This window comes from Photobacterium carnosum, assembly GCF_021236965.1.
GTDB classification, from domain to species: domain Bacteria; phylum Pseudomonadota; class Gammaproteobacteria; order Enterobacterales; family Vibrionaceae; genus Photobacterium; species Photobacterium carnosum.
In genome coordinates this window covers 107,913-123,241 of sequence record NZ_WMDN01000001.1, presented here as the reverse complement: position 1 = coordinate 123,241, position 15,329 = coordinate 107,913, and the positions used below count along the sequence as shown (strand labels likewise).

11 protein-coding genes are annotated in these 15,329 nt (G+C 36.1%); 7 read left to right on the top strand and 4 right to left on the bottom strand.

The features are described from left to right. The first annotated feature begins 61 nt into the window (after positions 1–61). The 4 genes from GLP24_RS00580 (at position 62) to GLP24_RS00565 (ending at position 6,995) form a co-directional block, all read left to right on the top strand. A complete protein-coding gene (locus GLP24_RS00580; protein ID WP_232615356.1) occupies positions 62–958 on the top strand; it encodes a MalM family protein in 897 nt (298 codons plus the stop codon). A gap of 40 nt (positions 959–998) precedes the next feature. After that, positions 999–2,780, top strand: coding sequence for an alpha-amylase family protein (locus GLP24_RS00575; RefSeq protein ID WP_232615355.1), 1,782 nt, complete (start codon positions 999–1,001; stop codon positions 2,778–2,780). Between the two features lie 148 nt (positions 2,781–2,928). After that, positions 2,929–4,110: a maltose/maltodextrin ABC transporter substrate-binding protein MalE gene (gene malE / locus GLP24_RS00570; protein ID WP_152653619.1), complete on the top strand. Its 1,182-nt coding sequence runs from the start codon at positions 2,929–2,931 to the stop codon at positions 4,108–4,110. A 77-nt stretch (positions 4,111–4,187) separates the two neighbouring features. Next, complete coding sequence (locus GLP24_RS00565; RefSeq protein WP_232615354.1) at positions 4,188–6,995, top strand: amylo-alpha-1,6-glucosidase; 2,808 nt, start codon at positions 4,188–4,190, stop codon at positions 6,993–6,995. Between the two features lie 72 nt (positions 6,996–7,067). Here the strand turns inward: GLP24_RS00565 and malK are convergent, their stop codons facing one another. Next, on the bottom strand, positions 7,068–8,177 hold the full coding sequence (gene malK, locus GLP24_RS00560) for a maltose/maltodextrin ABC transporter ATP-binding protein MalK (RefSeq protein ID WP_101770055.1): 1,110 nt from the start codon (positions 8,175–8,177) through the stop codon (positions 7,068–7,070). 414 nt (positions 8,178–8,591) lie between these two features. Between malK and malE (GLP24_RS00555) the strand changes: the two genes are divergently transcribed. The 3 genes from malE (GLP24_RS00555) to malG are packed head-to-tail and all read left to right on the top strand — an operon-like array spanning position 8,592 to position 12,368. Then, positions 8,592–9,773 carry a maltose/maltodextrin ABC transporter substrate-binding protein MalE gene (malE, locus tag GLP24_RS00555; protein ID WP_152653621.1) on the top strand — a complete coding sequence of 394 codons (1,182 nt, stop codon included), beginning with the start codon at positions 8,592–8,594 and terminating at the stop codon, positions 9,771–9,773. Positions 9,774–9,829: 56 nt separating this feature from the next. Then, the gene (malF, locus tag GLP24_RS00550) at positions 9,830–11,467 is read left to right on the top strand and encodes a maltose ABC transporter permease MalF (protein WP_101769090.1); all 1,638 of its coding nucleotides are present in this window, start codon (positions 9,830–9,832) and stop codon (positions 11,465–11,467) included. Between the two features lie 10 nt (positions 11,468–11,477). Then, a complete protein-coding gene (gene malG / locus GLP24_RS00545; RefSeq protein ID WP_101769091.1) occupies positions 11,478–12,368 on the top strand; it encodes a maltose ABC transporter permease MalG in 891 nt (296 codons plus the stop codon). 152 nt (positions 12,369–12,520) lie between these two features. Here malG and GLP24_RS00540 read toward each other — a convergent pair whose 3' ends face one another. The 3 genes from GLP24_RS00540 to GLP24_RS00530 all read right to left on the bottom strand — a co-directional run bounded on the left by GLP24_RS00540 (position 12,521) and on the right by GLP24_RS00530 (position 15,320). Then, positions 12,521–14,188 (bottom strand): RluA family pseudouridine synthase, encoded by a 1,668-nt coding sequence (locus tag GLP24_RS00540; protein WP_232615353.1) that lies wholly within the window; start codon positions 14,186–14,188, stop codon positions 12,521–12,523. 112 nt (positions 14,189–14,300) lie between these two features. Continuing rightward, positions 14,301–14,801, bottom strand: a complete 501-nt coding sequence (locus GLP24_RS00535; RefSeq protein ID WP_232615352.1) for a hypothetical protein — start codon at positions 14,799–14,801, stop codon at positions 14,301–14,303. A 15-nt stretch (positions 14,802–14,816) separates the two neighbouring features. Next, a complete protein-coding gene (locus tag GLP24_RS00530; RefSeq protein ID WP_232576949.1) occupies positions 14,817–15,320 on the bottom strand; it encodes a copper chaperone PCu(A)C in 504 nt (167 codons plus the stop codon). Between the last annotated feature and the right edge of the window lie 9 nt (positions 15,321–15,329).

Sequence of the window (15,329 nt, the reverse complement as noted above, 5' to 3'; positions counted from 1 at the left end):
ATATGTTTATTAAAGGCAGCTTAATTGCTGCCTTTTGTCTTTATAACAAGGAGATAACAATATGAAAATTATAAAAAAACGTACTGTTTTAATTATGGCTCTATTGAGTATTATGGGATGTAGTAATACCGATGCAGTATCGACGAATACAATACCACCAATGATTAATCAAGCTGCTTGTTGTACATCTTATTCTCAATTTTCATGGATACCGTTACAAGGTGCAGATATCTCTGTCGCGATTAATGCTCAATCACAAATTGGTCAATTTCCTGATGGTAAAAGCTATTTTTCAGGGTTTTCTTTACCCGGTCATGTTGAAAAAATGCAAGTCACATTAGATAGTTTTATTCGCGGTGATCACGTATTCGCTCCGACAGTTATGCTGTTAAATGCAGACTTTCAACCAGTAAAAATAATTGATTTAAATAAGTTTTCGTTAACATCATCTCATTTATTACAGCGTGCGGCATATCAACATACTTTTACGATGACAGCAAAGAATACCCCTTATATGGTCGTGTATTCGCCTGAGAAGTATCGAGGTGAATCGATAACCATTCCACATCCTGAGCGCGTGCGTGCTGAAGAATTAGGCTTACCGCGTCCTATTGTCACTGATCCTAAAATAGAGTATGCATTAACGGGGCAATTACACTTAGCATTTAAGCCAACACAATTAAAAAGTTACCAAGTATCATCTCTTGTATTAGTACCACAAGGGCAAACATTAATTGCTGATTCGTCTGTAATGCCTAAAGCCGTAGCAAAAGTACCCGTTTCAGCGGTTGATGTTTCAAACAGTACCATGCTGCCAGAAACAGAAGCATTTTATAATCAACAAATAACCAGTGCAATTAAATATAAAAATATTAAAAAAGCGCTGCAGTTATTGAATGAGGCCAAACGTGCAGGTTCTGCATCTGCTGAAACAGTGTTTGTTGAGTTAGTTAAATAAAGTGTTGTAATGTAAATGCAAAGGCTTACAAGGATGTTTAATGACACAGTTAAAGAATAAAGCGATTGTTTATCAGGTTTTTACGCGGTTGTTTGGTAATAAAAATACGACCAATAAGCCATGGGGAACGTGTAAAGAAAATGGTGTTGGAAAATTTTCTGATTTTACAGATAAAGCTCTCGCTGAAATTAAAAACCTTGGTGTCACTCATATTTGGTATACCGGAGTACCTCATCATGCATTGGTGGGGGATTATACTCAATATGGTATTGTTAGTGATCATCCTGCTGTTGTGAAGGGGCGAGCGGGTTCGCCTTATGCGGTGAAAGATTATTACAATGTGAACCCTGATCTTGCGATAGAGCCAGCACAACGATTAAATGAGTTTATTGCATTGATTGAACGCAGTCATCAACATGGATTGAAAGTTATCATTGATATCGTTCCTAATCATGTTGCTAGAGAATATCAGGGATTAACTAATCCAAAATTGATTAAAGATTTTGGTTCTAATGATGATATAACCCTGGAATATCATCGCGATAATAATTTTTATTATATTCCACATACCAGCTTTTACTTACCCGAGTTTGATCGTTTTTCTTTGCCTCTTGCGGGTGAAAAATCCCCCTTATTATTGACTCCTTTTGTTGAGTTTCCTGCTAAATGGACAGGGAATGGCTCTCGATTAGCACAGCCTACTTGTGATGATTGGTACGAAACTGCAAAAATTAATTATGGTGTCCGTCCTGATGGAAGCAAAGATTTTGCTTGTTTACCAACGGTGTATTCTCAGTATAGCCATGAAGCTCATTATTTGTTCTGGAAGCATAAAGATGTTCCTGATTCATGGTTAAAATTTCATGATATTACGATGTATTGGCTAGCATTAGGTGTTGATGGTTTTCGATATGATATGGCTGAAATGGTTCCGGTTGAATTGTGGAGTTTCTTAAATTCAGCGATTAAAAATAAAAATCCAGATGCATTTTTAATGGCTGAAGTCTATCAGCCTCAGTTATATAGAGATTATATACAGTTAGGTAAAATGGATTATCTTTATAATAAAATTGACCTCTATGATACGTTAAAAGCAATTATTCGAGGCACAGAAACAACCGATGCCTTAGTAAATGTACAATCTGATCTCGCAGATATAGAACATCAGATGTTAAATTTCCTAGAAAATCATGACGAACAACGTATACCAAGTGCTGATTTTGCAGGTTTTGCTGAAAAGGGTAAACCTGCAATGGTTGTTGCAACATTATTAAGCAGTTCACCGACAATGCTATATTTTGGTCAAGAAGTTGGAGAGCCTGCTGCTGACGATGCCGGTTTTGGTTTAGCATCACGAACAACCATCTTTGATTATTTTGGTGTGCCTCATCATCAACGTTGGATGAATAATGGTAAATTTGATGGTGGGTTATTAACGCAATCGGAAAAACAGTTACGTTTATTTTATCAGCGACTTTTGAATTTCGCGAAAAATAGTAAAGCAGTGATGGGAGAGTATTATGATCTACAAGGTTATAATCGGCAGATAAATGCTAATTATACGGATAAATTATTTGCATTTAGTCGTTATAGTTTAACCGAGAAAATAATCACAATTGTTAATTTTGAAAATAAGAAGAGTGAATTAAATACGTTACTCATTCCTGCTGAATTAATTAATCAGTGGTCTCTTAATGATGGTCATTACTTATTAAGTGATGTACTAGAACCAACCCGTAAAGTTCAACTTTTAGTTAAAGATGGTAAAGGGGAAATAATAATATTATTAGATAAGCTTGATTGTTATGTTCTTCAATTTTGAGTCAATAAGAAAGAGTAATGTGGCTAAAAATAGTGCTATCTATCACATTAGATGAATAAAAATTGAGGGGCGTAGAACTAAGGATGATGTAATTATAAACCATAAAAAGAAACATTATATATATTCAATAACCATAAGGATGTAGATAATGAAAATTTTTACTAAGTCATTAGTTTGTACGGTATTAACTAGTGTGTTTTTATCGCCAGTGACCGCTTTTTCGATGCAAGAAGGAGAGTTAACAGTATGGATCAATGGCGATAAAGGTTATGACGGCTTGGCTAAGGTTGGTAAGCAGTTTGAACAAGACACAGGGATTAAAGTGAATGTTCAATACCCTGAATCATTAGAATCGAAATATTCTCAAGTTGCAGCTACTGGTGGAGGGCCTGATATTATTTTTTGGGCACATGATCGCTTTGGTGGTTATGCAAAATCAGGACTATTAATTGAAATTAAACCATCAAAAGAATTTAAAGATAAAATTGTTGATTTCAGTTGGGATGCTGTTACTTATGACGGCAAGCTCGTCGGATATCCTATTGCATTGGAATCTCCCTCTCTGATTTATAATAAAGATTTATTACCAGAGCCGCCCACCACTTGGGAAGAACTTTATAGTATCCAACAACAAATGGCTAAAAAAGGTAAGAAAGCCATAATGTGGGATGTAAAAAATGCATACTTTACATGGCCGATAATATCAGCCAATGGTGGCTATGCTTTTAAAAAAACATCAACCGGTTTCGATAGTACTCAAATTGGTGTTAATAATGCCGCGGGTATTGCGGGGTTATCTTTTTTAGTGGAGTTAGCAAAAAAAGGTGTAATCAGCGCGGATATGGATTATGCCGTGGCAGAGTCTGAATTTAATAAAGGCAATGTTGCAATGACGATTAATGGACCTTGGTCATGGAGTAATCTTGATAAATCAAATGTAAATTATGGTGTCGCTGTATTACCAACCTTAAACGGTGGTAAATCAAATCCCTTTGTGGGTGTTTTAAGTGCGGGTATAAATTCTGCAAGCCCAAATAAAGATCTTGCGGTTGAATTTTTAGAAAACTATGTCATTACTGATAATGGCTTAGAAATGATTAATAATGATAAACCGTTGGGTGCCGTAACGTTAAAGTCATATCAAAAAATATTAGAAAAAGATAGTCGAATTGCAGCTGCGATGATTAATGCTGAAAATGGTGAAATCATGCCTAATATACCTGAAATGACAGGCTATTGGTTTGCTGAAGGGGCTGCAATTGAAAATGCCTTATTAGGTAAGCAAACTGTTAAAGATGCATTAGATACTGCGGCAAAACAAATTCGATAATATAAGCCAACATTAATAACATTAAACACTTCAAAGGATCTCTATTTTTGGAGTGTTTTTGTATAGGAAATAAATAGATGAGTTTTTTATTAAATAACGATCTTTATTTAAAGGGAACATTTAATGGTTGGGGTAATGATACACGGTTTAAAAAGATAAATAAGGGCATTTATCAAGCATTTTTAGTGTTATCACCATTAAAATATCGTTTTAAAATATCAGATCTTAACGGTTCGGATGCATTCAGTTTTACTGCTGATACTATAAAAGAGGTTGAGTGTAAGTTAGATGAGCCAATTCATTTACTATCAGCGAAAGGAATTGGCAATGATATTATAGTGAATATTGAAAATCTTGCCTGTTACTGTTTTGAAATAACCGTTATTGATAATATTTTTTCTCTTGAAATTAAGTGTTCACTAAGTGACAAAATAAGAAGTGAATTATCTCGAGACTTGATTTTAGAATCTTTTTCTATTAATGCTGATAATAAAGAAATTAAAGAAAAAGGACGATGGGTATTACCTTCAAAAGTATTGTTTTCAGAACTTGCAATTAATAACAAAACAGCTTGTCCTTTCGTTTTTGGTGATAATATTGACGGATATTATGAAGGTCATACACATTCATTTATCGGAGGAAAATATAACCATAAACAAGGGTGGATAGTAGGGGGATTTGCTTCATTTATCAATAAAAAAATAAATAATAAAACAGTAAATATAAATGCTGATATTTTTCCTTACGGTGTTACACATTATTACGATACTGAAATTAATAATAATTGTAATGATACATTAATGCTGTTTTCTGGCGCTAAATCTCAACAACGTTGTATCGCTTTATCTATTGAATCAGAATATCCAGCAATATTATCTATTGCCCCTCAGTTAAATATTATGTTGTCTGAATCCGTTGTTAAGACGTTTAATCATGGCGTCGTTTATAGAGTGTCACCTGATGATTCTCAAGAAATAATGCCAAAATTTATTGCTATATGTGCTAATAAATCCTTTGTTTTTGAAGAGCCTGATGATTCACAATCCCCTGAGTTAATTGAAACCGCTTTATTTGATAGACGACAAGTAACGCCTATTATTAGCTCTCAATATTTAGAGTCACAAATAACAGTCTATATTACTTTGGCTGATAGCGAAGCTGACGCTATATCTGCGGCTAATCGTATGCTTGCCCAAGATGGCACAACCCAACATAAACAAGCAGTTTATGATGTGCTTACAAATACTTATCTTTGGACGTCAGATCTTGAATATAACCGAGCATTAATGTGGTCAAAATTATCTGGTAGAGTTTTTGTATCGACAGAATATGGTCATGGAATATGGGCAGGTTTACCTTGGTTTAAAGATTGCTGGGGGCGTGATACATTTATCGCACTGTCTGGCATCTCATTAGTTAACGGATTCATGGATGAAGCGAAAAACATTATCAGTCGTTTTTCACAATGGCAAATGACCGATCCTAATCATTGCCATTATGGTCGTATTCCTAATCGTGTAACGTCATTTGATGACATGATTTATAATACGACGGATGGAACACCGTGGATGATTAGAGAGATATGGGATTATCTTCGTTATAGTGGTGATAGGGATTTTGCTATAACAATTTATCCAGTGGTGCAAACGTATATTGCTGGCGTCGAAAAATATTATCTAGATGATAAATGCCTAATGACTCATCGCGATCCTGACACATGGATGGATGCAAAGTTATTCGGTCTTTATCCTTGGTCAGCCCGTGGTAATCGTGCGAATGATATTCAAGCATTATGGTATACCAGTCTGCAAGTTGCGATAAAATTAGCTGATATTACGGGTGATGTTGACAGTAAGCAGCATTATCAACAATTAGCTGATGCAGTAAAGCAGAATTTTACGCCACTTTTTTGGGTATCATCATCTCATCAGTTAGCAGATTGTATAAAAGCAAATGGCCAGCGAGATATGAAGGTTAGGCCAAATCAGTTGATGGCAATAACCGTTCCTTATGAGCAAGATTTTATTGATCGTGAAATAGGGGCTTATGTTGTATCGAATACCGTTTCTGAGTTACTTTTTCCTTGGGGAATAACCTCATTATCACAATATGATCCGCAGTTTCATCCTTATCATGATAACCAACCGCACTATCATAAAGATGCCGCTTATCATAATGGGACTATTTGGGGGTGGAATGCAGGCTTTACTGTTACGGCATTGACATTATATGGTTATGACGATTTTGCTTACTCATTAACTAAAAATTTAGTCGATCAAATTTTATATCAAGGCCATCGAGGCACAATGAGTGAAAATGTTGATGCGTTTCTTGGTGACAATCAGAATGTAACATTATCAGGAACATACGCTCAAGCGTGGTCTGTTTCAGAGTTTACAAGAAATGGCTTTCAAGATTATTTAGGTTATCAGCCTAATTTAATTGAAGGTATTATTACTCTTTCTCCTTCTTTACCCAGTGAATGGAATAAATTTCATGCAGAAGTTGACGTTGCAGTTAACAATCGTTTATTGATTGATTTTAAACGTAACGCAAAAGGGGAACAATGTTATATATTAACGATGCTAGAGCAGAATAATTTATCTTTAGTATTAAAGCTTACGGCTGACGATAAATCGAAGTATCAAACAATATTACCCATAAGTAACAAAACGATGGAATTGAGATTTAATCCATATTCAGCACAATTATTTATCGATGGTGTTGAATATAAAATAGAACACATTCAATCAAGCTATCAAGTATTAATTGGTCGTCTTTCATTTGCGCAACCAGATTTAAAAATTAAGCCTCAAGCACTACAAACACAGCATTGGTTACAACAACAGGTTGAACGACTCGCATCGATTAATACAGATTCATAAACCACAATAATAAAAAAACTCACTTCATTGTATGATGACGTGAGTTTTTTAGTTTATCGTATTAATGGAAGATTAAGATCCAACTTCCTGGTATAAACGACGACATGCTTTACCATCATTATGGAATAGGTGACAGCGGTGTGGTGGAATACCCACTCGGAAACTATCACCTGCATTAATATCTAAAGTGTCACTATGACGAGATACAAATTCAGCATCAATATCATTTAGACTAATGTAAGCTTGTGTTTCATAACCTAATTTTTCAACAACTTGTACTATACCCTCAATACAAATATCACTATGTTCACAATGAATAAGGTGCTCAGGACGGATACCTAATGACATACGTGTATTGGGAATAACCGCCGTACCATCAACGGGGATCCAAAATGAAGTGCCATTATCCATTTTTACTTTAACTTGATCTTTTTCTGCTTCAATCGCAGTTACGCTCATAAAATTCATTTTTGGTGAGCCAATAAAACTCGCCACGAAACGGTTTTGAGGATAATGATAGAGCTCTAATGGTTTACCAACTTGTGAGACATTACCGCCATCTAGTACGACGATCTTTTCAGCCATTGTCATTGCTTCAATTTGATCGTGAGTAACATAAATCATGGTGCAACCCAGTTGTTTATGTAATTTAGCGATTTCAATCCGCATTTGTACACGCAAAGCTGCATCAAGGTTAGATAAGGGTTCATCAAGTAAGAAGATCGCAGGTTGAGAGACCAATGTACGGCCAATAGCGACACGTTGACGTTGCCCACCAGACAGTGCTTTAGGTTTACGATCAAGTAAGGGTGTTAATTGTAATATATCTGCGACTTTAGATACGCGACGCTTAATTTCGTCTTTACTTGCTTTCGCTAACTTTAAGCCGAATGACATATTGTCATACAGATTTAAGTGTGGATAAAGTGCGTATGATTGAAATACCATACCGACACCACGTTGTGCTGGTGGAACATCATTCATTCGTTTATCACCAATAAATAAATCTCCAGATGTAATATCTTCTAATCCAGCAATACAGCGTAGTAACGTTGACTTACCACAACCTGACGGACCAACAAAGACAACAAATTCGCCATCTTTAATTTCTAGGTCAACGTTCTTGGAAATTAAGTTATCTCCATATGCTTTACATACATTTCGTAAAGTGACACTCGTCATTGTGCCTATTCCTCTATTGGTTATAACCGACTAATATTTTTGTTATTTAAACAAAAGCTAGCTTTAATATGATTGAGTTTACGTGATAGTGGGTGTTGATTACATCCTCCTCCTTATGCCTTTATAAAGGGGGATGATAGGGGAGGAGTATGCAGATGACTGTTTTAATAATAATGAAGTAAAACGGATTATTTACGGTTTTAACCTGTGCATGTCATCACATATTGATGTTTTTTTGCGATATGGCTCACGTTCAAATTTGGTTGAGATCACATTTTTGAATAGAGGTGAGCGGGGGCGTAGAGTGTAGGAGGATGTATCTTTGTCATTAACACTAGAAAATAGGCTTAGAAAAACGTTATGACCTTTGCATGACGTTATAAGTTCAATAACAATAATGAAGGATGTTAGATAATGACTAAGGTACTCTCTACAGTTGCTTTATGTACCATTGCGGCGTTAAGTTCATTTCATGTTTCAGCAGCTATTGAAGAAGGGCAACTGACAATTTGGGTGAATGGTGATAAAGGTTATAATGGTCTTGCTGAAGTTGGTAAGAAGTTTGAAGAAGATACCGGCGTTAAAGTAACGGTCGCATTTCCTGATAATCTTGCCGATAAATTCCCTCAAGTTGCTGCATCTGGTGATGGTCCTGATATTGTTATGTGGGCTCATGACCGTTTTGGTGGTTATGCTCAATCTGGTTTGTTACAAGAAATTAAGCCATCAGCTGAATTTAAACAGCAGTTTTCTGATTTTACGTGGGACGCTGTAAAGTCTAACGGTAAATATTATGGTTACCCAATTGCGGTTGAATCTCTTTCTTTAATTTATAATAAAAAGCTTGTGCCAAACCCACCTAAAAATTGGGAAGAAATGGCAGCTATAGATAAAAAATTAGCCAAAGAAGGTAAAAAAGCGATCATGTGGAATTTACGTGAACCGTATTTTACATGGCCTCTTTTATCTGCTGATGGCGGTTACGCTTTTAAGAAAACAGCTGATGGTTATGATGCAAAAGATGTTGGTATTAATAATGCTGGCGCGAAACGTAGTATGGCTTTTATTAAGTCATTAGTTGATCAAAAAGTAATATCACCAGATATGGATTACAGCATTTCAGAAGCTGAATTTAATAAGGGTAATGTTGCAATGACAATCAATGGCCCATGGTCATGGACGAATATTGATAAATCAGGTATTGATTATGGCGTAGCAATATTACCCATGTTCAATGGTCATCCTTCAAAATCTTTTGTTGGTGTATTAACCGCTGGTATTAGTACCGCGTCACCAAATAAAGATTTAGCGATTGAATTCCTTGAAAATTACCTATTAACCGATGAAGGTTTAGCCAAAGTTGATCATGATAAGCCACTTGGTGCTGTTGCTCTAAAATCGTACCAAGCAAAAATTGGTAAAGATAGTCGTATTGCCGCTACCATGAAGAATGCAGAGCAAGGCGACATTATGCCTAATATTCCTCAAATGACTGCTTTCTGGTATGCAGAAGGTAATGCGATTCAAAATGTTGTTGATGGTCGTCAAAGTATTAAAGAAGCTTTAGACGCAGGCGAAAAACAGATACTTAAGTAATTTATTTTTTAGGGGAAGTGATTCCCCTTTATTTTATCTGAATGCAGGATATTGATATGGAATCGGTTCAAGATCTTGAGCTATTTGAATCAAAAAATAAAACATTTAAATATAAGAAAGAAATTAAGTGGTTTATTTTAGGTTTGATTGCCTTGGTAAATGGCTACGCAACAATTTTAATGTATGCGCAAGGTGAAATCGCTTTTGCATTATTAACCGTAGTACTTACCGGATTAGCGATTTATATTTTTGGTAGTAGTAAAACATATGCCCAGCGTTATATCTATCCAGGTATTGCAGGGATGATTGTATTTATTATCTTTCCATTGTTATATACCGTAAGTTTAGCGTTTACTAATTATAGTGCAACCAACCAATTAACATTGGAACGAACGCAGTCAATATTAGAGCAGCGTACATTTCAATCAGGGAAAAACTATAAGTTCAATTTATATAAAGCAGATAATGGTTATCAAATTATTATTAATGATGATGGTAAATTATTAGCTACAGGATTAATTGATTTCAATAACAAATCGGTAAAATTAAAACCAGTAGCTGAAGCTTTTGGTAATACAACCCCGATAAAAAATTATGATGAATCTTATCCTGTTGCTATTAAATTAGATGCAATTGCTCAAGCTTTTGGTAAAAAATTACCTATTAAAGATATTGTTAAAAATCGAAACCAAATATCAAAATTAAGGTTAGAGTTACCTAATGGTAAAGATATTCGAATGAGCGGGTTACGAAAATTCGCTTCTGATTATCCATTATTTACCAAGCAACCTGATAACGTTACATTACTGAATAATCAAACCGATCAGTTTTATAAACCAAATATGGAAACGGGTTTTTATCAACCAGTTGATAGTAAAGGAAACTTCATTGGTGAGTCCATTTCTCCAGGATTTGTCGTTGATGTTGGTATCGATAACTTTAAACGTGTAATCCAAGATGATGGTATTAAAGAACCATTCATTGGAATCTTTATTTGGACGATTGTATTTGCATTCTTAGCTGTTTCTTTAACGCTTATTTTAGGTATGGTCTTAGCATGTATCGTACAATGGGAACCATTAAAAGGAAGTGGTTTTTACCGTATATTATTGATATTACCTTATGCTGTGCCTTCGTTTATTTCTATATTAATATTTAAAGGTTTATTTAATCAAAGTTTTGGTGAGATAAATATGCTGTTAAGTTCTATTTTTGGAATTAAACCAGCATGGTTTTCTGACCCAGTATTAGCACGGATGATGATTGTTATTGTTAATACCTGGTTAGGTTTCCCTTATATGATGATTTTGTGTATGGGTTTATTAAAATCAATACCTGATGATTTATATGAAGCTTCAGCTATCGATGGGGCCGGTCCTATTCAGAACTTTATGAAGATCACTGTACCATCAATGATTAAGCCGTTAACACCATTATTAATTGCAGCATTTGCTTTTAACTTTAATAACTTTGTGATGATTCAGTTATTAACTGGTGGTGGTCCAAATATGATTAATACTTCAGAACCCGCAGGTTCTACTGATTTATTAGTAAGTTATACTTATCGTATTGCTTTTGAAGGTGGTGGTGGTCAAGACTTTGGTTTGGCTAGTGCAATTGCAACAATTATTTTCGTAATGGTAGCGGGTATGGCATTACTGAATTTGAAATTCACTAAGTTATCACAGGACTAAGGAGTCGGTCATGGCAATAGTTCAACCTAAATCATTAAAATATCGGTTATGGGCAACCCATGCAGTGTTATGGTTTTTTTTAGCAATTACTATTTTTCCGTTATTAATGATTATTGCAATCTCGTTTCGTGAAGGTAATTTTTCCGGGGGAGAATTAATTCCTAGTAATCCAACATTAGATCATTGGAAATTAGCATTAGGCTTTGCGGTTGAGAATGCTGATGGTTCGGTAACGCCACCTCCATTTCCAGTATTATTATGGTTATGGAACACGATTAAGGTTGCAACGATAACATCAGTGTTAATTGTTGCAATGTCGACAACCAGTGCTTATGCCTTTGCTCGATTACGCTTTAAAGGTAAAGAAAACATTTTAAAGGGAATGATGGTCTTCCAAATGTTCCCTGCAGTATTGGCATTGGTGGCGTTGTATGCATTGTTTGATCGATTAGGACAATACATTCCATTCCTTGGTTTAAATACACATGGTGGATTAATATTTGCTTATTTAGGCGGTATCGCTTTACATGTTTGGACGATTAAAGGTTACTTTGAAACTATCGATCGCTCATTAGAAGAAGCGGCAGCATTAGATGGTGCAACACCATGGCAAGCATTTAGATTAGTATTATTACCATTATCAGTACCAATTCTCGCGGTTGTCTTTATTCTTTCGTTTATTGGTGTTGTAACAGAAGTACCTGTCGCATCAACGTTATTATCGGATGTGAATAATTACACCTTGGCAGTTGGCATGCAGCAATACTTATATCCTCAAAACTACTTATGGGGTGATTTCGCGGCAGCTGCAGTACTTTCTGCATTACCTATTACGATTGTATTTTTACTTTCACAAAAGTTCCTTGTCGGTGGATTAACTTCTGGTGGTGTAAAAGGTTAATTCTAGAGTCATTAAACAAGAGTATTAGGATTAAGTTGTTTTAATTAGTCTATATTTAAAAATCCGAGAATATTTATATTCTCGGATTTTTTATAGGATATTTAAATGATAGTCGCGTTAATATATTTAAAACATCTTGTTATCGTGTGATCTTAAAAATCAGCATCGACTTCAAAGATCATTGGCTCGCCAGTAACGGGGTGGGTTAGGCCAAGATATTGCGCGTGTAGATGCAAGCGGTTTGCTTTTTGACCGTATAAATCATCACCGACAATCGGCATATTCATGCCATTTTTATGAGCTGAATGAATACGTAACTGGTGAGTACGGCCTGTTTTAGGGTAATAATAAACCTTGGTTTTACCATCTTTACGTTCGAGAACCTGCCATTTTGTGAGTGCGGGTTTACCGTATTCATAGCAGACTAATTGGCGTGGACGATCGTCTAAATCAACCCGCATCGGTAAGTTAATCTCACCGCAATCTTGTTCTACGATACCATCGAGTAGAGCCACATAACGCTTTTCTGCGGTACGGTTAATAAACTGTTGTTGTAGTGCTTTATGGGCGTCTTTAGTTAATGCAATTACAATTAGGCCTGATGTCGCCATATCTAAACGGTGGACAATTAAAGGGCTATTACTGTTAGGGAACATCGTTTGCATGCGGCTATAAACTGAATCGGTGATGGTTTTTCCAGGAACTGAAAGAAACTCTGCCGGTTTATTGATAACCACCATTGCATCGTCTTGATATACAATCTCTAGCTCTTTGCCTTCGGCTGGGTTTTGTAAGAGCGGATTAGCATCAATATCTAGTCCTGCCAACATATGTTGAAGAATCGGTTCGCATTTGTTTTTGCAGGCTTCATAAAAGTATTTATGTTTGCGAATTTGTGCAGCAGGAGAGGCTCCCCACCAAAATTTAGCCATCGCTAACGGTGTTAAATGTTGCTTAAAAGCATACTGTAGCAATTTGACTGCTGCACAATCGCCAGCACCTTGTGGTGGCGTTTGATCTCTAAACAACGCATTGAGATCTTTTGTTTTACCTTCTTGATTTAAGAATTGATATTGTGCGTAACGGTGTTGTTGTAATAATGCCGTTAAGGTTTCATATTCTGCTTTTAGAAGGGTAAGTGTAGCGGTATCAGCTTGTAATTTATCGCTAATCTCACTGAGTGTTTGTGTCCACTGTTGGCGAATGGCTTTTTGTTGATGCTTATCAAATGCACTTTCACGGGCTAAACGATGGAATTCTTGGGTCATAAATTCGCTATTGTTACTTTTCTCAGCCGTTACTCGTTGTAATTTACGTTGTTTGCGCTGTTCTATCATCTGTAAGCGAAATGATTCAGAGGCTAATTCAGCGTGATCTTGAGCGACCTGATATTGATGTTGTAATTGAATGTAGCTTGGCTTGGATTCAATCGCGGTTATTTTAATAATAACTTCATCAATCAAAGCTTGTTGAGCCTTGATTGCAGGATCGATGTTTCGATCATCAAATACTGGAGGAACAAAATGGGGCAGGTGTGTTTGATTGGCTATTTTTTCTGAAAATGCAGATAAATAACCCATTTCGCCTTGCTGGTTTTGAACTAATAAAACCCCAAACATATGACCAATCGCATCATCATTGCCTAACCCAAAATTATGTTGCCAGTGATGTTGAGTAGCGATATGTTGTTGTAATTCTTGAGCCGCTAACACACATAATGGATGAGGTGTGTAGCAAAATGGAAACGTAAAACGCTCAGGTAGCGGTAGCGTATCAATAGCGGCAATGAAGCGAGTAAAATGATGATCAGATGCGTGCATGATGGTATCTATTACGAACAAGGGCGGCGATTCTAGCATTTCTAACGTAAAAATTCGAGTTAGCGCTAGTAAACTATTTGATAACAATAAAAATAAAAAACATGATATAAGATCAATTATTGATCACTTGACGTGTCGTAACTAAACAAATATCAGGTAATTGATCAGTTAAAAAAGCCTGTTTGCCTTTAATACGTTTACTATTGAGAACATAAGTTCTGTCATTGAGTTTGCCTTGAAAATCCCATTTACTGAATGCTTCGTGGCGTGCGTCTGAGCAAGATGTTTGTAATACATAACTTTCAATGACCGATGTATCACAACCTCCCGCTATATTTTTTACACCGTGAAAGGTGACATGGCTATCACGATCTCGATAGCTGGTTACTGCTAGTGCATTGAAAAGGTGAACATCCGTAGGCTTATCATTATAAGATAAAATGCGATGTGGATTTGTCTTTAATGTTACTTCTGCTAATTGTATTAATTCACTCGAACAAGGGCCTTGTAGATGTTTTACCACACTGTCCATTGATGTTTTGGCATTAACTGGCGCGATTAATACACTTGGTAATAAGCAGAGACTGGCAATTAAAACCTGTACACCTTTCATACACTACCCCCCATATTAATACTTTTTAATTGGCACGACTAAAAGCTGTACATCGAACTGTTTACCTTTGCCTTGTTGCATGGTTACGGTGATCACTTGATTTGGTTTAAGGTCTTGTTTGACACCCATAAACATCAGATGATAACCCTTACTGGCGAGTATGATGCTGCCATTAGCAGGGATCTCAAGTGCATCCACTTTACGCATTGCCATTGTATTATCTCGCATAAACATTCGATGAAATTCGGTGTGTTTAGCAATGGCAGTGCTTGCGCTAACGAGAGTGATTGCTGTATCTCCATTATTGATGATCTTCATGTAGCCAGCGCTAACACTCGCGCCTGGGATCGTGGCTTTTGCGGTTGCATTTTCAATCGTTAGTACGGCGTTTACTTTTTGAACCTCAGTGTGGTTTTGCTGAGATTGAACATGGTTGTCGGCATGAGTTACATCCGCTGCAAAAGCCGTAGCATGAAAACAACTCATTAATAATCCAAGGTACAAGGCACTTCTTTTCATTGTTATCTC

Bases quoted from the DNA above. Each gene is read 5' to 3' on its own strand.
- GLP24_RS00580 (WP_232615356.1), top strand. From the start codon at position 62: ATGAAAATTATAAAAAAACGTACTGTTTTAATTATGGCTCTATTGAGT.
- GLP24_RS00575 (WP_232615355.1), top strand. From the start codon at position 999: ATGACACAGTTAAAGAATAAAGCGATTGTTTATCAGGTTTTTACGCGG.
- malE (WP_152653619.1), top strand. From the start codon at position 2,929: ATGAAAATTTTTACTAAGTCATTAGTTTGTACGGTATTAACTAGTGTG.
- GLP24_RS00565 (WP_232615354.1), top strand. From the start codon at position 4,188: ATGAGTTTTTTATTAAATAACGATCTTTATTTAAAGGGAACATTTAAT.
- malK (WP_101770055.1), bottom strand. From the start codon at position 8,177: ATGACGAGTGTCACTTTACGAAATGTATGTAAAGCATATGGAGATAAC.
- malE (WP_152653621.1), top strand. From the start codon at position 8,592: ATGACTAAGGTACTCTCTACAGTTGCTTTATGTACCATTGCGGCGTTA.
- malF (WP_101769090.1), top strand. From the start codon at position 9,830: ATGGAATCGGTTCAAGATCTTGAGCTATTTGAATCAAAAAATAAAACA.
- malG (WP_101769091.1), top strand. From the start codon at position 11,478: ATGGCAATAGTTCAACCTAAATCATTAAAATATCGGTTATGGGCAACC.
- GLP24_RS00540 (WP_232615353.1), bottom strand. From the start codon at position 14,188: ATGCACGCATCTGATCATCATTTTACTCGCTTCATTGCCGCTATTGAT.
- GLP24_RS00535 (WP_232615352.1), bottom strand. From the start codon at position 14,801: ATGAAAGGTGTACAGGTTTTAATTGCCAGTCTCTGCTTATTACCAAGT.
- GLP24_RS00530 (WP_232576949.1), bottom strand. From the start codon at position 15,320: ATGAAAAGAAGTGCCTTGTACCTTGGATTATTAATGAGTTGTTTTCAT.